At 72.3% G+C, this 17,206-nt stretch carries 15 protein-coding genes; 11 read left to right on the top strand and 4 right to left on the bottom strand.

Annotation, left to right across the window (positions count from 1 at the left end; genetic code table 11):
* Positions 1-27 precede the first annotated feature (27 nt).
* Positions 28-495 (bottom strand): allene oxide cyclase barrel-like domain-containing protein, encoded by a 468-nt coding sequence (locus tag ACZ7LT_RS27565; protein WP_471238804.1) that lies wholly within the window; start codon positions 493-495, stop codon positions 28-30.
* 60 nt (positions 496-555) lie between these two features.
* Entirely contained in the window at positions 556-996 is a 441-nt protein-coding gene (locus ACZ7LT_RS27560; protein ID WP_471238803.1) for a YybH family protein, read from the bottom strand.
* Between the two features lie 141 nt (positions 997-1,137).
* Between ACZ7LT_RS27560 and sigJ the strand changes: the two genes are divergently transcribed.
* Positions 1,138-2,073 carry an RNA polymerase sigma factor SigJ gene (gene sigJ / locus ACZ7LT_RS27555; RefSeq protein ID WP_471238802.1) on the top strand — a complete coding sequence of 312 codons (936 nt, stop codon included), beginning with the start codon at positions 1,138-1,140 and terminating at the stop codon, positions 2,071-2,073.
* Between the two features lie 10 nt (positions 2,074-2,083).
* Here sigJ and ACZ7LT_RS27550 read toward each other — a convergent pair whose 3' ends face one another.
* Positions 2,084-3,466, bottom strand: a complete 1,383-nt coding sequence (locus ACZ7LT_RS27550; RefSeq protein ID WP_471238801.1) for a ricin-type beta-trefoil lectin domain protein — start codon at positions 3,464-3,466, stop codon at positions 2,084-2,086.
* A gap of 142 nt (positions 3,467-3,608) precedes the next feature.
* Positions 3,609-5,018: an eCIS core domain-containing protein gene (locus tag ACZ7LT_RS27545; protein WP_471238800.1), complete on the bottom strand. Its 1,410-nt coding sequence runs from the start codon at positions 5,016-5,018 to the stop codon at positions 3,609-3,611.
* A gap of 245 nt (positions 5,019-5,263) precedes the next feature.
* Between ACZ7LT_RS27545 and ACZ7LT_RS27540 the strand changes: the two genes are divergently transcribed.
* The 10 genes from ACZ7LT_RS27540 (at position 5,264) to ACZ7LT_RS27495 (ending at position 17,193) form a co-directional block, all read left to right on the top strand.
* Complete coding sequence (locus ACZ7LT_RS27540; RefSeq protein ID WP_471238799.1) at positions 5,264-6,859, top strand: phage tail sheath subtilisin-like domain-containing protein; 1,596 nt, start codon at positions 5,264-5,266, stop codon at positions 6,857-6,859.
* Between the two features lie 61 nt (positions 6,860-6,920).
* The gene (locus ACZ7LT_RS27535) at positions 6,921-7,364 is read left to right on the top strand and encodes a phage tail protein (RefSeq protein ID WP_019884204.1); all 444 of its coding nucleotides are present in this window, start codon (positions 6,921-6,923) and stop codon (positions 7,362-7,364) included.
* Positions 7,364-7,870 carry a hypothetical protein gene (locus ACZ7LT_RS27530; protein WP_471238798.1) on the top strand — a complete coding sequence of 169 codons (507 nt, stop codon included), beginning with the start codon at positions 7,364-7,366 and terminating at the stop codon, positions 7,868-7,870. The genes ACZ7LT_RS27535 and ACZ7LT_RS27530 overlap by 1 nt, the downstream gene beginning before the upstream one ends.
* Complete coding sequence (locus ACZ7LT_RS27525; RefSeq protein ID WP_471238797.1) at positions 7,867-8,025, top strand: DUF6760 family protein; 159 nt, start codon at positions 7,867-7,869, stop codon at positions 8,023-8,025. Before ACZ7LT_RS27530 ends, ACZ7LT_RS27525 begins: the two co-directional genes overlap by 4 nt.
* A 3,297-nt stretch (positions 8,026-11,322) precedes the next feature.
* The gene (locus ACZ7LT_RS27520) at positions 11,323-11,622 is read left to right on the top strand and encodes a hypothetical protein (protein WP_471238796.1); all 300 of its coding nucleotides are present in this window, start codon (positions 11,323-11,325) and stop codon (positions 11,620-11,622) included.
* A gap of 51 nt (positions 11,623-11,673) precedes the next feature.
* Complete coding sequence (locus tag ACZ7LT_RS27515) at positions 11,674-12,099, top strand: phage tail protein (RefSeq protein ID WP_451483652.1); 426 nt, start codon at positions 11,674-11,676, stop codon at positions 12,097-12,099.
* 13 nt (positions 12,100-12,112) lie between these two features.
* On the top strand, positions 12,113-12,853 hold the full coding sequence (locus ACZ7LT_RS27510; RefSeq protein WP_471238795.1) for a CIS tube protein: 741 nt from the start codon (positions 12,113-12,115) through the stop codon (positions 12,851-12,853).
* Entirely contained in the window at positions 12,853-14,757 is a 1,905-nt protein-coding gene (locus ACZ7LT_RS27505; RefSeq protein WP_471238794.1) for a VgrG-related protein, read from the top strand. The genes ACZ7LT_RS27510 and ACZ7LT_RS27505 overlap by 1 nt, the downstream gene beginning before the upstream one ends.
* A gap of 37 nt (positions 14,758-14,794) precedes the next feature.
* Complete coding sequence (locus tag ACZ7LT_RS27500; protein ID WP_471238793.1) at positions 14,795-15,235, top strand: GPW/gp25 family protein; 441 nt, start codon at positions 14,795-14,797, stop codon at positions 15,233-15,235.
* A complete protein-coding gene (locus tag ACZ7LT_RS27495) occupies positions 15,235-17,193 on the top strand; it encodes a putative baseplate assembly protein (RefSeq protein ID WP_471238792.1) in 1,959 nt (652 codons plus the stop codon). The genes ACZ7LT_RS27500 and ACZ7LT_RS27495 overlap by 1 nt, the downstream gene beginning before the upstream one ends.
* The last annotated feature ends 13 nt before the right edge of the window (positions 17,194-17,206 follow it).

The following is a 17,206-nucleotide window of genomic DNA, read 5'->3' as shown; positions in this document are numbered from 1 at the left end:
CCCCGCGCCCGGCATGACGTCGCGCTCTCAGCGCCGAATTTCGAGCCGCGCCCTCTCATTCGGCGTCGCGATGTCCCAGAAGCGGGCGATGCCCCGCGCGTTACGGTAAACGCCCGTACCGCCGGTGATGGCCATGTCGAGGGAGGCTGCTCCCTTCGTCCACAGTGACTGCATCGTCACAGAACCCTGCTCGACCTCCATCGTGATCAGGCACTGCGACGTGAGTTCTTCGCCCTTCACATGAATGACCTGACAGGATCCGCCTCCACGTCCGACACGGTGCCCATCCTTGATGGCAGTGCCGGAGTACACGTCCATATCACCCAAGCTGGGCCCCGCGGGGCCGAGATCGACAGCGGTGTACTGATCGTTCTGAACCTTGAGTTCGAGAACCTCGACGCCCCCCTTCTTCGGAGTTCCGGCATTTGCGCTGCCAACAGCCCACACCCCGACCGTAACTGTGGCGAGCGCTGCCGCGGCGAACCTCATGAACATGGTGGATGCTCCTTAACTGTGAATTCCACGGGTGGTGTTCTGTCCGAGGTCGATTGAGGGTCAGGCGAGGTCGTCCTTGTCGGACGGGAACCAGACCGTCATGGTCGCCGGGTTGATCGGGATCGAGATGTGCTCGTGGGTGATCGACCATGTGCCGTTCGACCGCTGGAGGCAGACGCTCTCCCGTACCCATATCGAGGCCTGGAGCCCGCCTTTGCGCTCTCCCGAGTCCAGATGGAGCATGTGCGCGAACGCGATGTCCCCGCTGGTCGCGAGGGTGAGGTCGTGCGTCTCCAGGCTGATGGGGCCGAGGTATCCGTCGAACCAGCGCAGGAAGTTGCGCCGGATCTCGTCGGTTCCCGTGAACCGCAGCGGGGGGACGACGTCGTAGTAGACGGCGTCGGCGGCGTAGAACGACATGAGCCGGTCGATGTCCTTGGTCTGCTGGGCGTCGGCGCGGCTCGCCAGAAGCGCCCGGATCTCGGACTCGTGGGTGGTCATCGCGTACTCCTTCGGTTGTGGTGTGCCGATGGGTACGACGAGACGGCCCGGCGAAGTGTGAGGCGGGGCGCCGATCTCACATTCAGGGGCGCTGCCTCGTCATAGAGGTGAGGGAAGATCTGACCGAGGGAGCCTCAAGACATGACGCCCAGTTCGACCGCGCCGCAGGACGGCCGACTCACCCCGATGGCAAGCGCGCTCACGGGTGAACGCCGCCGGCTGATCAACCTCGCCTACCGGATGCTGGGCTCCCTGACCGAGGCCGAGGACGTCGTTCAGGATACGTACGCCCGCTGGTACGCGATGTCCCAGCGGCAGCAGGAGGCGGTGGCGTCCCCCGAGGGGTGGCTGACCAAGGTCGCCGGCCGTATCTGCCTCGACGTACTTCGCTCGGCAAGGGTGCGGCGGGAGCGTTACGTGGGGGAATGGGTCCCCGAGCCGCTGCCCGCGCGCACCGATTGGCCCGCCGGCGCGATGGACGACAGCACGGCCGATCCGGCCGATCGCGTCACGCTCGACGAGTCGGTCAGTATGGCCTTCCTCGTCGTGCTGGAGGCGATGACCCCGGCGGAGCGCGTGGCGTTCGTCCTCCACGACGTCTTCCGCTACCCCTTCTCCGAAGTGGCCGACATCGTCGGCCGCACCCCGGCGGCCTGCCGCCAGCTGGCGACCTCGGCCCGCCGCCGCGTCGACGCCTCGCGGGCTCCCTCGTCGCCGACGGCCCAGCAGGCCAGTGTCGTCAGGGAGTTCAAGCTGGCGTGGCAGACCAAGGACATCAACGCCCTCCTCGGCCTGCTCGACCCCGACGCCACCGCCGTCGGGGACGGTGGCGGACTCGTCACGGCGTCGCTCCACCCGATCGAGGGCGCCGGGCAGATCGCCCGCTTCTTCGCCGACCGGACCCTTCCGGGTCGGCTGGCGGTCCAGGAGTGCACGGTCAACGGTCAGCCGGGTCTGGCAGCCCACGTGGACGGCGCCGTGCTGTCGGTGTACGCGTTCGACATCGCGGACGGCAGGATCCGACGGATCTGGGCCGTGCTCAACCCGGAGAAGCTCCGGCCGTGGAAGAGGGACTGACGCGCGGAAGTCACTCCACGCGCCACTTCTGGTTCGGGGTCCCCGCGCACGTCCACAGCAGGAGCTTCGTCCAGTTGGCGGTGCCGTGGTTGTCGGCGTCCACGCACTTGTTCGCCTGCGGGTTCACCAGGTCGCCGGCGCCGCTCAGCACGAACTGCTGGGCCGGGTTGCCGCTGCACCGGGCCAGCTGGATGGCGGCGCCGTTGTCGCGGGAACCGTTCGCGACGTCCATGCACAGGCCGAGCGAGCGGACCGTGCCGTCGCCCCGGAAGTCCCACTTCTGGTTGGCGGTGCCCCTGCAGTCCCAGAGGTGGAGCTTGGTGCCGTCGCGGCCGACGCCGTCCTGTGCGTCCGGCACGTCGATGCAGCGGTTCGAGCCCTGACCGATGATCATGGAGCCGACCGCGGCCGGCTGCTCGGGCTTCTGGGGCGCGCCGCCCGAACCGCCACCGGTCGTCCCGCCACCGGATGCCGAACCATCCGAGTCCGGTTCGCCGCCGCCCGTGTCCTGGCTCGGCGGCGGGGGGTCTTCCTCCGGGGGTTCCGGCGGGGCGGGGTCCTTCGCCGCCGGAGAGCTCGCGGCCGGGGCCGACGGGGTGGGGCTCGGCAGCGCGGAGGCACCGGCCTCCACCGGCTTCTCCAGCGCGGCACTGCGGACTTGGGGCTTGTAGGCGATCCAGAGCATCACGAAGGTGATGGCGAGTGCCAGGAGGACGCCGAGGAAGGTGGCGAGCCAGCCGGGGAGGAACCCGCGTTGGACGTAGGTGCCTTCGACGTCGAGCGGTGTCACTCCGGACCGCTGTACGGCCAGGGTGTACGGCCGCTGCTGTTTCGAGCCGAACCAGATGATCTCGCGGGGCTTGAGCGTCGTGTTCACGAACGCGGCGCGGCCGGGTTCGATCTGGACGCTGGAGGGGTGGATCTCGTAGGAGAGGTGGTCGCCGTTGTCGCTGCCGCTGACCGACGCCGTCAGCTTCGTGTTGCCGACGTTGTCGATCGCCAGCTTCGGCCGCCCCCGCAGCCGCCCCTTCACGGTGGGCGGCACGAGCTCGGCCCGTACCTCCGTGAACGGCGTGACCGTCAGGTTGCCCTCGGGGACGGTCGTGGCCTCCGGGTGTTCGGTGGGCGTGATGCGTACGGCGTACGGATGCGGTCCGGCCGCGGCGTCGGGGGAGCGCGGCGGCGAGAACGTCAGCTCCACCGTGCCCGTGGTGCCGGGGTAGAGGCGCAGGGTCTGCGGCTCCACCGCCGTCCAGGGGGCGATGTCGCCGACGGGTTCGAAGCGGTACTCGTCGACGACGTCCCCGGTGTTGCGTAACCGCAGTCGTACGGTCGTCGTGCCGCCGGGGTCCACCGTGGCCGACGCGGGTTCCAGAGAAGTCCAAAGGCTCACGTTCGGACGCTAGCCGCGGGGCGGGCGCCGGGGCAGGAGCCGCAGGGGTACGGTCGCTGCCCGCAGGGGCAGCGTGCCATGCCCCGTCTTCGCGCAGGTGCCCCTCTTCGCGGCGGAAGCCGCGGGGAAGGGGCGGGAACGCTTAGGCGGTGCCGGCAGGCGGCGGGGCGAGCAGCTTGTTGAAGTACATCCTGCCGACCCGTGTCTTGATCTTCTCGCGCATCGGTGCCTTCGCCATCCCCTTGCCCTCGATCGCGTCGTACTTCTCGTCCTTGAGCTCCTCGACGATCGCGTCCAGCAGCCGCTTCTGCGAGCCGTCGGGGTCGACGCCCTGCTGGGCGAGATAGTCGTTGAGTGCCTTCCAGGGATTGCCCAGGTTGATCCCCTGCGCCGTGGCCGCCGCCCTGATCGAGGAGGGCGTGGTGTTGTCCTCGGTGGTGTAGAAACTGCGCATCTCGCCCGTGAGACGGTTCTCGTTCACCAGCACGTTGTGGTACTCGACCAGCGCCCGCCTGCCGCCGGACATGTCGACGTTGAACCCGGCCTCGTGCTGCTGGAGATGGCCCATCTCGTGCTGGATGGTCTGCGCGACGGTGAAGCCGGGGGACGGATTGCTGTTCGTGGCGATGATGCCGTGCTCGGGGAAGTATCCGCCGCCGCCGGCGTTCCTGACCGCCTCGGCGGCGGGCTGCGCCGGATCGCCGCCGTTCAGGGCGTGGATGCTCAGCTGACCGTCCTGGGCGGTCAGGCCGACGCAGTGCCCCGACGGGTAGTCGGCGAAGGGGGTGTCCGCCCGGACGCCCTCCGGCACCTCCACGATCTTCACGGTCCCGGTGATGCCGAGCGCCTCCCGGGCGCTGTTGATCACTTCCGTGTCCAGCGCGCGCTGCACGGGAGCGTGCCCGCCCGCCTCCGCCGCCCTGCCGCCGCCCCCTCGGTCCTCGGCGGTGGCACGGGCGCGCTGCACCGGCGGCGCCCCGCTCATCACCCGCCGGGCCGTCTCCTCCGCCTGCTGCTCCGCCCAGTCGGACGGGTCGGAGATCTTCAGGCCCGAGCCGTTGTCGGTGCCGGGGACGGCGCCCTGGCTCTGCTGGCGGTAGTGGTCCAGCTCGTGGGCGAGGGTGTGCTTGTCCTGGCCGTCCCAGACCACGTGCGAGCCCGAGGTGTACGCCTTGGCGCCGATCTCCGTCGCGGACCGCTGCGCGACCGCGTCGGTGTGGACACGTACGCCGCTGAAGTCGTCGCCGCCGAACCGCGCCTCCATCTCGCTCTTCAGCGGCCCGTCCAGCGGGCGGCCCGGGGAACGCAGTACCTCGTGCACGGCCGAACGCTGGACCGCGGAACCCTGCACCGCGGAGTCCTGGACTCCGGGGCCGTGCCCGCAGTTCGCGCCGTGCTCATGACGCTCCTCGGCGACGGCCCTGGCCACGGCCGCGTTGCCCGCCGCGCGCTGGAGCGCCAGGAGCTGGAGCGCGGGTGTGGTCAACGGCGCCTTCGGGCGGGTCCTGTCCCGGTCACCGGCCTGGCCGGCCCGCTGGTCGTGTGCGCGCACGATGCTCTCCTCGCTCGTTGGCATCCCAGCGTTACCCGTTGGCGGCGGCCCTCGGGAGAGCCTTGAGGGCAGTCCCGGGGGCAGGCTCGCGGGTGGTGAGGTCCCGCGGGTGCGCCGGAGGCGCGGTGAACTGCCCCTGCGGGCAACGGCGGTGCCCCCGAGCAGGTACCGCAGGACGTTTCCGGTGACACGCCGCGCGCGTGAGGGTGGAAGCCGTCCTGTCGCGTACCCGAGGAGAGCAGAGCATGCCGTCCTACCTGTCGCCCGGCGTATACGTCGAGGAGGTGGCCAGTGGCTCACGCCCCATCGAAGGGGTGGGAACCTCGGTGGCGGCCTTCGTGGGGCTCGCGCCCTCCGGTCCGCTGAACGAACCGACGCTGGTGACCAACTGGACCCAGTACGTCGCGGCCTTCGGTGACTTCACCGACGGGTACTACCTCGCGCACAGCGTCTACGGCTTCTTCAACAACGGCGGCACGGCCGCCTATGTCGTACGCGTCGGTGGCGCACCCGGGGGAGCGTCCGACGGCGCCCCGGCCGCCGCGAACGGCGCCCAGGTGACCGGCTCCGCGGCCCCGGCCGCCCTGCCGCCGGGGGAGCCCCGGCAGCTCGGCACCTTCACCGTCAGCGCCATCGCCCCCGGCTCGCTGAGCGTCGAGGTCGCCGACCCGGAGGGCGACGGCCCGGCCGAACGGTTCAAGCTGATCGTCAAGGACGGCGACACGGTCGCCGAGACCTTCGATGTGACAGCGAAGAAGAGCGGGCGCAACTACGTCGTCACGCAGGTCAAGGAGCGCTCCCGGCTCATCGCCGTCCAGGAGGCGGCGCCCGCCGCGCAGCTCGCCCGGCCCGACAACCAGACCGTGGCGCTGGTGGCCCCGGCCCCCGCCACGGCCGCCCCCGCCGTCCCCTCTGGCGGGGCCGTCGCGCACCCGGGCCCCGCCGAGTACCTCGGCGACTCGGCCGACCGCACAGGCTTCGGCGGCCTGGAGGCGGTCGACGAGGTGTCGATGGTCGCCGTGCCCGACCTGATGGCCGCCTACCAGCGTGGCGCGATCGACCTGGAGGCCGTGAAGGCGGTCCAGCTCGGACTGATCGCCCACTGCGAACTGATGGGCGACCGGGTCGCCGTCATCGACCCGCCGCCCGGCCTGAACGCCCGCCAGATCCGGGTCTGGCGCCAGGAGACCGCCGGCTACGACTCCAAGTACGCCGCCCTCTACTACCCCTGGATCAAGGCCTTCGACCCGGCCACCGGCCAGACCCGGACGATCCCGCCGAGCGGCCACATCGCCGGTATCTGGGCCCGCAACGACTCCGAGCGGGGCGTGCACAAGGCGCCCGCGAACGAGGTCGTCCGCGGCGCGGTGGACCTGGAGATGCAGATCACCCGCGGCGAGCAGGACCTGCTCAACCCCATCGGGGTCAACTGCATCCGGGCCTTCCCGGGCCGCGGCATCCGTGTCTGGGGGGCGCGCACCCTCTCCTCCGACCCAGCCTGGCGCTACCTGAACGTGCGGCGGTACTTCAACTACCTGGAGGAGTCGATCCTGATCGGCACCCAGTGGGTGGTGTTCGAGCCGAACGACCACGCGCTGTGGGCCCGGATCCGCCGCAACGTCTCGGCCTTCCTGGTCAACGAGTGGCGCAACGGCGCCCTCTTCGGCGCCCGGCCGGAAGAGGCGTACTACGTCAAGTGTGACGAGGAGACCAACCCGCAGGAGTCGGTCGACCTCGGGCGGGTCATCTGCGAGATCGGCATCGCCCCGGTCAAGCCCGCCGAGTTCGTGATCTTCCGACTGGCGCAGTTCTCCAGCGGCAACGGCGAGCTGGAGGAGTAGTCCTCCGGTCTCGACCCCGCCGTACGAGTCAAGCCACAAGCCCTAGAAGGACAGAGAACAGATGAGTCTCCAGCCGGGTGACGCCCTCACCTCACATAATTTCGGCCTCCAGATCGACGGCGTGATGGTCGAGTACCTCGCCGAGGTCAGCGGCCTCAGCCTCGAACAGGACGTCATCGAGTACCAGCAGGTCTCCGCGCAGGGCAAGCCCGTGACGAAGAAGCTGCCCGGTGTGAAGAAGGCCGGCACGTGCACCGTCGTGCGCGGTATGACGCAGTCGGCGGCCTTCAACCAGTGGATCACCGAGTCGGTGAACGGCGCGATGTCCACGGCGCGGAAGAACGCCACCATCATGGTGATGGACTATCAGAACAATCCGGTCAAGCGGTACAACATGCGCAACGCCTGGTGCAGCAAGATCGACACCAGCACGGTGAAGGCCGGCGAGGCGTCCGCGCTCACCGAGACCGTGACCATCACGTTCGAAGAACTGGTCATCGAGTAATGCGGCGTACTGCTCCCAGGGCGGGTGCGGGCGCGGGCTTGGGTCCGGCCGCGGCGCTCGCGGACGGCCCGCCCGAGACCGGGACGGAGCCGGAGCGGCAGACCGCCGCCCCGGCTCCCGCCCCGGCGGCCGAGCGGCTGCTCACGGAGTTCGCCTTCGAGCTGCCACGCGGCTACGTCGACGAGTCCGGCACCGTGCACCGCCACGGAGTCATGCGCCTCGCCACCGCCCGGGACGAGCTGGTGCCGCTGCGCGACATGCGCGTGCAGGAGAACCCGGCCTACCTGTCGGTGGTCCTGCTCGGCCGGGTGATCACCCGGCTCGGCACCCTGCCGCTGGTGCACGACGGGGTGGTGGAGAACATGTTCGCCTCCGACCTGGCGTTCCTCCAGGACTTCTACCGCCAGATCAACGCCGAGGGCCACACCAGGGCGGCTGTCACCTGCCCCCACTGCGAGCAACCGTTCGAGGTCGAACTCGGCGGGAGCCGCCTGGGGGAATCGTGACGTACGCGACCGACCGTCTCCACGAGGAGATCGCGTACATCGCCTACCACTTCCACTGGAGCCAGGAGGAGATCCTGAACCTCGAACACCGCGACCGCCGCCGGTACACCGAACAGATCGCGGGACTCGTCACGCGCGCCTCGGCGAAGGGGTAGGGCGTGGGACTCCTCAGCAGGTTCAGGGACGGTGGGCGACGTCGACGGGCGGCGGGCTCGGCTCCGTCCGGTACGGGGGCGGGTGCGGACCCCCGTCCCGGTGCAGGCGTCGGACCGGATGTGGCCCGGCCCGGCGGCTGGTACGCGCTGCCCCCGATCCAGCGCGTGACCGCCGCGTCGGCGGGCCCGGTCGCCGACGCCGGGTTCGGCGCCCGGCTCACGACCTGGCAGAGTCCGGCCTTCGCCGGCCCGCTGTCGCACGCGGTGCTCGACGGGGCGCCGGGCGGGCTGGTCCACGGCGTCCTCACCGCGGCGTCGTCGCCCGCCTCCGGTCTCGAACTGCCGTCGCTCTCCCTGCCGGTGGCGGCGGAGGACGACGCGGACGGCACGCCACCCGTACGGGCGTGGACCCCGCCGGGCGTCACGGTCACCCCGCTGTCGCCTGAGTCCCACCGCTCGGCCGCCCCCGCTGTGCAGCGCCGCACGCTGCCGGCTGCGGCGGGTCTGGCGCCGGTACGGCGGAGCGGCTCCGGCGTGGGGTCGGGTGCCCCGGCGCGGGACGGGGCGAGCTCCACGTCGGGGCCGGGATTGGTGAAGGGAGCGGTGACGGGCCCGGGTGCCCCCGCAGCCCGGGAGGCGACGCCTGCGTCGGCGACGGGCGCGGGTGCCCCGGCACCCGAGGAAGCGAGGCCCGCGTCGGCGACGGGAGCGGCACGTCAACGGCCCCTGCTCGGCGCGCCCTTGACCGCCGTGCCGACGGACGCGAGGCCGCTCGCGGGCGGCCCCCCGGCGGCACCGCAGACCCCGGCCGAAGCGGTACCGCCTGTCCAGCGCGCCGCCGTGGGCCCGGGCTCCGAGGGGCCCTCCCAGCCGCGACCGCTTCCCCTTCCCCCTCCGGTACGGGCCCTTGCCCCGGCCCGAGCGCTCACCCCCGCGCTGCCGTCCACGCCGCCAACCCCTGCCCGGTCCCGCCAGTCGACCCCGACGGCCGTACCGCTGCGCCGAGTTCCCTCGGCACAGGCCCGTCCGGCGGGCTCCGCGGCAGCCTCGACCGTGCCCGAGCCGCCGTCCGTGCAGCGTCGGTCGGCCGCGTCGGGAGCGGCGGTTGGGCCGGTTCCGGAGTCGTCTGAGCCGGGGGAGTCCCGGCCCGCGAAGCTCGTGGCTGGCTTGCCGCTGCCCGAATCGCCTCGCCCGGGGGCGGTCGTACCGACTGTCCAGCGCCGACCGGCCGGGTCAGTGACGCCGGTGCGCCCGGTGTCGACGGAGGCCGCGCCGTCCGTGCGGCGCCGATCGACCGCTTCAGGAGCGCCGGCGGGTCCCGCGCCCGAGCCGCATCGTCCTGCCCTGGGCGTGCCGTCGGTGCAGCGTCGGTCGGGAGCGGCGGTTGGGCCGGTTCCGGAGTCGTCTGGGCCGGGGGAGTCCCGGCCCGCGACGTTCGCTGCTGACTCGCCGCTGCCCGAGTCGCCTCGACCGGGGGAGGCCACGCCGTCCGTGGAGCACCGACGGGCCCGGTCGGTGGCGCCGGCACCCCGCCCGACACCGGCCGTACCGCCCGTGCAGCGCCGCCCCGCCGTGGCGTCCGCCGTCCCCTCAGCAGGGCGCGTCACCGGCACGAACACGCCCGACGCGCCTCGCTCGGAGGAGGCGCCTGCCCCCTCCCGACCTGGGGTCGCCTCTCCCGCCCCGCAGTCCGACGCGTCACCGACTGCGGGAGCCGACGGCCCCTCCCGCGCCGCTGCCCAGGGCGTACAGCGGCTCGCCGCCCCGACCGCGCGGCCGCGGCCTGGTCTCGGCGCCCCTGTGGCGCGGCGGCTCGTTGGCGATGAGCCGTCACCGACTGCCGGAAACGGCTCCGTACCTCGCCGTACGGCGACCAGTGACGCCGATCCGGGCGGGCCTCGGGCCACGGCAGCCGTGCCCGTGCACCCACCGGCCTCCGGCCGCGACGGCGGCACCGACCCGGCCGCACCCTGGCGTCGTGCGTCGAACGTGCAGCGTGTCTCCCCCGCGGTGACGAATGCGGCCGGCTCCACGTCACCGATCCAGTCCGGCCGCGGCGACGCGGCCGCACCGGTGGTGCAGCGCGCCGCGGTCAGCCGCAGCGCGGCGCCCGGCCAGGCACTCGCCGCTGCCGAGGGCAGCCCGGCCCCGCTCATTAGTGCGCCCCCACAGGCTTCGGCAGCCGGGCAATCGGGCGCCGGGGACCCGTCTTCGGGGTCCGGACCTGCGCCCATGGTGCAGCATGCCGCTGACGTGGCGCCCGTTCCCGCCACCGCCCCGCAGACGGGCCCGATCCCGCCCGTCCGCCCTGCGCCGGTCACTGCTCCAGCGCCGGTGGTACAGCGTGCTGTTGCGGCCGCGCCCGCCCAGCCGCCCGCTGCCGCCGCCAACACGACTCCGCCGAGGCCGGGGCTTGCGCCCCCTCTCCCGTCCGGCCGTCCGGCGCCGGGCGGGCCCACGCAGGCTCCAGGGCATCGGCCGACCGTGCGCCTGACGCCCCCGGTCCCGTCCGGTCGTCCGGTCCCGCCCGCTCCGGCGGCCGAGCACCGGAGCGTCGCGGACGCGGCTTCGGTACAGCGCGCAGCAGCTGTCCCGACCACCCAGCCGCGCGTCGGCGCCATCAACACGTCCTCGCCGAGGTCGGGGCTCGCGGCCCCGATGCCGTCCGGCGGTCCGGCCTCGGGCGGGCCGATGCCCGTGAAGGCCCTAGGGCCCGTGCTTGGGCCGGAGGCTCGGCCGAGCGTGCGCCTGACGCCCCCGGTTCCGTCCGGTCGTCCGCTGCCGCCCGCTCCGGCGGCCGAGCATGGGAGCGTCGCGGACGCGGCTTCGGTACAGCGCGCAGCAGCTGTCCCGACCACCCAGCCGCGCGTCGGCGCCATCAACACGTCCTCGCCGAGGCCGGGGCTCGCGGCCCCGATGCCGTCCGGCCGTCCGGCGCCGGGCGGGCCGATGCCCGTGCAGGCCGCAGGGCCCGTGCTTGGGCCGGAGGCTCGGCCGACCGTGCGCCTGACGCCCCCGGTCCCGTCCGGTCGTCCGGTCCCGTCCGCCCCGGTGGCCGGGCATGGGAGTGTCGCGGACGCGGCTTCGGCGCAGCGCGCAGTGGCTGCCGTGCCAGGCCAGGCGAGTACGGCCGCGGCCACCACATCTCCGCCGCCGGTGGGGCTCGCGCCCACGCCCGTACAAGCTCCAGGGGCCAAGCCTGGACCGGCGGTGAGCCTGACGCCCCCGACGTTCACTACCGCACCCGCAACCGCACCCGTACCTGCTCCCGGCGCCGCGCCCGCGGTGCAGCGTGCCGTGAAAGCCCCGCCCGCACCCCAGCCCATCTCGCCGACCGCCGCCGCACCCCCCACCGTCCAGCGCACCCCCCACGCGGAGCCCCCACCTCCGTACTCCCCTCCCACCCCCACCCCCACCCCCACCACCGACGAACCCCCGCCCGCCTACACCCCCGTCGACTTCGACGCCCGCGCCCTCACCGGCGCCCAGGTCGACGAGCTGACCCACAGGCTCATCGGGCCGCTGACCCGGCTGTTGCGGACCGAGCTCCGGCTCGACCGGGAGCGGATTGGCAGGCTCCGCGACCCCCGCAACTAGAGCCCCCCAACGCCCCCACCCCCACCCACCGTCCCCAGAAAGGCGCACCCGATGCCCAGCGATCTCGACCCGGGATCCACCATCTTCTTCACCCTCACCATCGACGGCGAAAGCCTCGGATTCTTCAACGGGTGCGAGGGGCTCGCCTCCTCCGTGGAGATCGAGCAGCACCAAGAGGGCGGCAACAACGGGTTCGTCTGGCAGCTTCCGTCCCGGGTGACCTTCTCCACCATCCGGCTGACCCGGCCCCTCACCCCGGACACCGCCAAGGTCGCGGCCTGGATCTCCTCCGTCACCACCGGGGTCACCCGGCCGACCGCCCAGATCGCCGCCCTGCGCGCGGACGGGTCCGAGGTGGCCCGCTGGGGCCTCATCGACGTGCTGCCCGTCAACTGGCAAGGGCCATCCCTGGACCCGGCCAACCCCGGGGTCGCCACCGAGGTCCTGGAGATCACGCACCACGGGTTCACGGACTGAGGGGTCGCGGCACATGGCAGGCAGGGCAGGCAAGGGCGGCAAGGGTGGCGCGGGCAAGAGTCTCGTACGGGCCACGCTGGCCATCCACGAGCCGCCGATCGGGCACAGCACCACACCCGGCGGTCTCATCAAGAACTTCAGTTTCGACTTCAACCCCTCTCAGCTCGCGCTGAGCCGTCGCGCACGATGGAAGACGACCCCCACCGCCGCCGTGCGCGACGGCGCCCTGCCCGAGTTCATGGGGCCGGAGCCCCGGGAGATGACGGTGGAGATCTTCCTCGACTCCTCGGACGACCCGAGCGGAAACTCGGTCCTGAAGAAGGTCGAGGCCCTCTTCTCCTGCTGCGAGGTGACCACGAAGAGCATCGCCGCCAAGCAGCCGTCCACGCCCTGGGTGGTCTTCCAGTGGGGGGCGTTCTCCACCGCCCGCTTCACCGCGTACGTCTCCTCCGTGGACGCCACCTACTCCCTCTTCGGGACGACCGGCGTGCCGATCCGGGCCACCTGCCAGGTGAACCTGCACGAGATCCCCAGCAAGACCAAGGGGCAGAACCCGACGTCGGGCGCGCTCACCGCGCAGCGCGTGCACCGCGTCGTCGCGGGCGACTCGCTTCAGTCGCTGGCCTGGCGGGAGTACGGCGACGCCACCGCCTGGCGGGCGATCGCCGAGGCCAACGCCATCGACGACCCGTCGCGGCTGCGGACCGGCGCGGAGCTGGTGCTCCCCGCCGCCGAAGAGGTCGGAGGCTTCTGATGGTTCAGGCTTCCTTCTCCAACGTCATCCACCTCACCCTGGACGGTGCCAAACTCCCCGACGAGTTCGCCAACGACCTCGTCGGCGCCTGGGTCGACCTCGGGGCCGGGGTGCCCGGCGCCTTCCGGCTCACCTTCCGGGATCCGCACGGGCTGCTTCTGGGCAAACTGAAGATCCAGTTCGGCACCAAGGTCGTCCTGGCCCCCGTCTCCGCCGGGCAGGGCGCCGGCTCCCCGCTGCTCACCGGTGAGGTCACCGGCATGGAGACCGACTACGACGGCACCGGCACCTTCACCGTCGTCCGCGGCTACGACCCCGGGCACCGGCTGATGCGGCAGCGCCGGGTCGCCGCGTACCGCAACCAGACCGCCTCCGACATCGCCCGGAGGCTGGCCGGCATGAGCGGTATTCCGGTCGGCAAGGTGCAGGCCACGAAGACGGTCTACGAGTTCATCAGCCAGGCCAATGTGACGGACTGGGACTTCCTGGCCCGGCTCGCCGACGAGAACGAGATGGTGATGTCGCTCGACGGCAAGGGCATGTTCCAGTTCGTCCGGCCCGACCCGGCGTCCGGCGCGCCCCCGGCGAGCACCGACGGCCAGAAGAGTCCGTTCGTGCTGCACGCGGGGCAGGACGTGCTGCGCTGCCGGGCCGCGGTCACCGCCGCCGACCAGGTCGGCAAGGTCGAATCCCGCGGCTGGGACGTCACCACGAAACGGAAGCTCACGGCCCTCGCGCCCGCCACGGCCAACGCGGCCGTCGCCATCGGCACCACCCCCAAGAAGGCGGGGGCACGCTTCAAGGCCGCCAAACTGGTCGAGACCGACACCCCTTACGACCGCCAGTCCGAGGTCCGCTTCGCCGCCCAGGCCCTCGCCGACGACATCACCTCCTCCTTCGCCGAACTGGAGGTCACGGTCCGCGGCAACCCCAAGCTGCGCCCCGGTGTGCCGGTCACGCTCAGGGATGTGGGCGCCCCGTTCGAGGGCAAGTACACCGTCACCTCGGCGCGGCACGTCTTCGGTGACGACAGCGAGTACGTGACGTGGGTGACCGTCAGCGGCCGGCAGTGGCGCTCCCTCTTCGGTCTCACGTCCGGCGGCGCGGCGGCCACCGCGCCCCGGCTGCCGAGCGTGGCGAACGCCCTGGTCACCGACGTACAGGACCCGCTCAAGCAGGGCCGGGTGAAGCTCCAGTTCCCCTGGCTGGACGACACGTACGTCAGCGACTGGACGCGTACGGTCCAGCTGGGCGGCAAGGGCGGCGGCGGGCTTTTTCCGCTGGACGTCGGCGACGAGGTACTCGTCGCCTTCGACCGTGGCGCCCTGGACCATCCCTTCGTCATCGGCGGCCTCTACAACGGCCGCGACCAGCCGACCGTCGTCAAGGACGTGCCGCTGCACGACGGGCTGAAGAAGCAGGCGATCCGGCACACCCTGTCCGACCGGCAGGGCAACCGCGTCGACCTGCTGAGCCAGCAGACCGGGGCTCGTAAGCAAGGCGTACGGATCGCCACCGGCAACGACCGGCTCACCATCAACCTCGACCGCACCAAGACCGAGATCACCGTGGACAGCAAGGGGTCCGTCAGCATCACGGGCTCCCGCTCGGTGTCGATCGAGGCCGGTACCGACCTCACGCTGAGCGCCCGCCGGGCCCTGACCATCAAGAGCGGCGGACCCCTCACCATCCAGGGCCGCGGCCTGGTCAACCTCAAATCGCTCGGCGGCGCGGTCAACGTGGATGCGATGGGCGCGCTCAGCCTCAAGGCGCTCGGCGCCGCGACGGTCAGCGCGGGCGGGACCGTCCAGGTCAACTCCGTCGCCAACGTCGGCATCCGGGCCGCGACCCTCCTGCTGCAGGGCGTGGTGCTGGTCAACAACAAGCCGTATCCGCTGCCGTGACGGCCGGAACATCACCCGGAAGGAGAGTGGTCCGCTGATGGCCGAGCAATTCGTCGGATCCGGCTGGGCGTTCCCGCTGCGGATCGGTCCCACCGGAGCCATCGCCCTCGTCAGCGGGGAGCGGGAGATCGAGGAGGCGATCCGGCTCGTGCTGGCCACCGCGCCGGGCGAGCGGCCCATGCGCCCCGAGTTCGGCTGCGCCATCCACGACCTGGTCTTCGCCCCGGTCAACGAAGCCACCGCGGGCCGTATCCAGCACGAGGTGTACGCGAGCCTCGACCGCTGGGAGCCCCGGATCGAGGTGAACGACGTCGAGGTGACGGCCGGTGTCGAGCAGGGCGTCCTCTACATCGACGTCCGCTACTCGATCCGCGGCACCAACAACCCGCGCAGCCTCGTCTTCCCCTTCTACGTCATCCCCTCCCACGGTGAGCCCGGCCCGGGCGACCCGGGCACCCTTCCGGAAAGCGACCACTGATGGCCCTGCCCTCCCCGAACCTCGACGACCGCAGGTTCCAGCAGTTCGTCGACGACGCCAAGCGCTACATCCAGCAGCGCGCCCCCGAGTGGACCGACCACAACGTGTCCGACCCCGGCGTCACCCTCGTGGAAACCGTCGCCCACATGGCCGACCAGATCGTCTACCGGCTCAACCGCGTGCCCGAGAAGAACCACCTGGCCTTCCTGGACCTCGTCGGCATCTCGCTCTTCCCGCCCTCGGCCGCCCGCGCCGACGTCACGTTCTGGCTCTCCGCCCCCCAGGAGGAGGCGGTGGTCCTGCCGGCCGGCACCGAGGTCGCCACCCTGCGCACCGAGAGCGAGGAGGCCGTCGTCTTCGCGACCGAGCGGCAACTCGACGTCATATCCTGCGAGTTGACGCATGTGGTGGTGCAGAACAGCGGTGACGCCGTCGAGGACCGGACCGCTGACCTGACCGAGGGCAAGGACGTACGGTGCTTCGCCGAGGCGCCGCGGGCAGGTGACTGCCTGCTGCTCGGGCTCAGCGCCGCGGTGCCGCACTGCGCGGTGGCGCTGGAACTCGACAGCCGGGTCGACGGCGTCGGCGTCGACCCGCGCCAGCCGCCGCTGGTGTGGGAGGCGTGGACCGAGGACGGCTGGGCGGAGTGCGAGGTCGACCGGGACGGCACCGGCGGCCTCAACCGGCCGGGCGAGGTCGTGCTCCACGTCCCGGGCGGTCACGCCGTCTCCCGTACCGGCGGCCGCCAGGCCGGCTGGCTGCGCTGCCGGGTCACCGAACCGCTGCCCGGCCAGCCCTTCTACACCACGTCACCGACCGTACGGTCCGCCGAGGCCTTCACCATCGGCGGCACCACCCGCGCCGTACACGCCGAGACGGTCCACGACGAGGCCCTCGGCGAGTCCACCGGCCTGCCCGGCCAGCGGCTGCGGCTGGCCCACGCGCCCGTCGTCGGCGACGACCCGCCGCTGCACCTGCAGACCGCCGAGCACGACGGGTGGGCCGACTGGACGGTCGTCCCGCACTTCGCCGCCTCCGGACCGCACGACCGCCACATCACCCTGGACGCCGCCACCGGCGAGATCGCCTTCGGCCCCGCCGTACGCGAACCCGACGGCACCCTGCGGCAGTTCGGGGCGGCGCCCCCCAAGGGCGCCGTCGTCCGGGCGCGCCGCTACCGCACCGGCGGCGGGCGGGCCGGGAACGTCGCCCGCGGCGCCGTGCAGGTGCTGCGCAGCTCCGTCCCGTACGTGTCCGAGGTCGTCAACCGTGAGGCGGCACGCGGCGGGGTCGACGGCGAGACGGTCGAGGAGGCCAAGGTCCGTGCCCCCATCACCCTGCGGGCGCAGGAACGGGCCGTGACGCTGCGCGACTACGAGGAACTGGCCCGCCGGGCCGCTCCGGAGACGGCCCGCATCACCTGCCTGGAGGGCGACGAGGGCGAGCACGGTGCCTATGCCGTACGGGTCCTGGTGGTCCCGCAGGCGGTGCCGGACCCGGGAGGGCGGCTGCGCTTCGAACAACTCGTGCCCGGCAAGGGGCTGTTGAGTCGGATCACCCGGCATCTCGACGAGCGACGCCTCATCGGGACCCGGCTGGCGGTCGGCCCGCCCTTCTACCAGGGCGTCACCGTCGTCGCCACCGTGCACGCCTTCCGCGGCGTCGACACGGATCGCGTACGCCGCCAGGCCCACGACGCGCTCTACCGCCACCTCGACCCGCTCACCGGCGGCGCCGACGGCAAGGGGTGGCCCTTCGGCCGCCCGGTCCAGTCCGGCGAGGTCTTCGCCGTGCTCCAGCGGGTCCCCGGAGTCGAACTCGTCGACGAGGTCCGGCTTCACCCCGCCGACCCGCTGACCGGGAAGCGCGGCGAGGCGACGGACCGCATCGACCTCGAAGCGCCGTCGCTGGTCTTCTCCTTCGACCACCGGGTCCGCGTGATCGGAGACGGCGCGTGAGAGGCTCGATCGA

It is taken from the genome of Streptomyces sp. NPDC039465 (assembly GCF_055639315.1).
The sequence above is the reverse complement of the archived record's forward strand: the minus strand, read 5'-3'. Positions and strand labels throughout refer to the sequence as shown.

What these genes read in the sequence shown, in the direction of transcription:
- ACZ7LT_RS27565 (WP_471238804.1), bottom strand. Translation starts at nt 495, where the DNA reads ATGTTCATGAGGTTCGCCGCGGCAGCGCTCGCCACAGTTACGGTCGGG.
- ACZ7LT_RS27560 (WP_471238803.1), bottom strand. Translation starts at nt 996, where the DNA reads ATGACCACCCACGAGTCCGAGATCCGGGCGCTTCTGGCGAGCCGCGCC.
- sigJ (WP_471238802.1), top strand. Translation starts at nt 1,138, where the DNA reads ATGACGCCCAGTTCGACCGCGCCGCAGGACGGCCGACTCACCCCGATG.
- ACZ7LT_RS27540 (WP_471238799.1), top strand. Translation starts at nt 5,264, where the DNA reads ATGCCGTCCTACCTGTCGCCCGGCGTATACGTCGAGGAGGTGGCCAGT.
- ACZ7LT_RS27535 (WP_019884204.1), top strand. Translation starts at nt 6,921, where the DNA reads ATGAGTCTCCAGCCGGGTGACGCCCTCACCTCACATAATTTCGGCCTC.
- ACZ7LT_RS27530 (WP_471238798.1), top strand. Translation starts at nt 7,364, where the DNA reads ATGCGGCGTACTGCTCCCAGGGCGGGTGCGGGCGCGGGCTTGGGTCCG.
- ACZ7LT_RS27515 (WP_451483652.1), top strand. Translation starts at nt 11,674, where the DNA reads ATGCCCAGCGATCTCGACCCGGGATCCACCATCTTCTTCACCCTCACC.
- ACZ7LT_RS27510 (WP_471238795.1), top strand. Translation starts at nt 12,113, where the DNA reads ATGGCAGGCAGGGCAGGCAAGGGCGGCAAGGGTGGCGCGGGCAAGAGT.
- ACZ7LT_RS27505 (WP_471238794.1), top strand. Translation starts at nt 12,853, where the DNA reads ATGGTTCAGGCTTCCTTCTCCAACGTCATCCACCTCACCCTGGACGGT.
- ACZ7LT_RS27500 (WP_471238793.1), top strand. Translation starts at nt 14,795, where the DNA reads ATGGCCGAGCAATTCGTCGGATCCGGCTGGGCGTTCCCGCTGCGGATC.
- ACZ7LT_RS27495 (WP_471238792.1), top strand. Translation starts at nt 15,235, where the DNA reads ATGGCCCTGCCCTCCCCGAACCTCGACGACCGCAGGTTCCAGCAGTTC.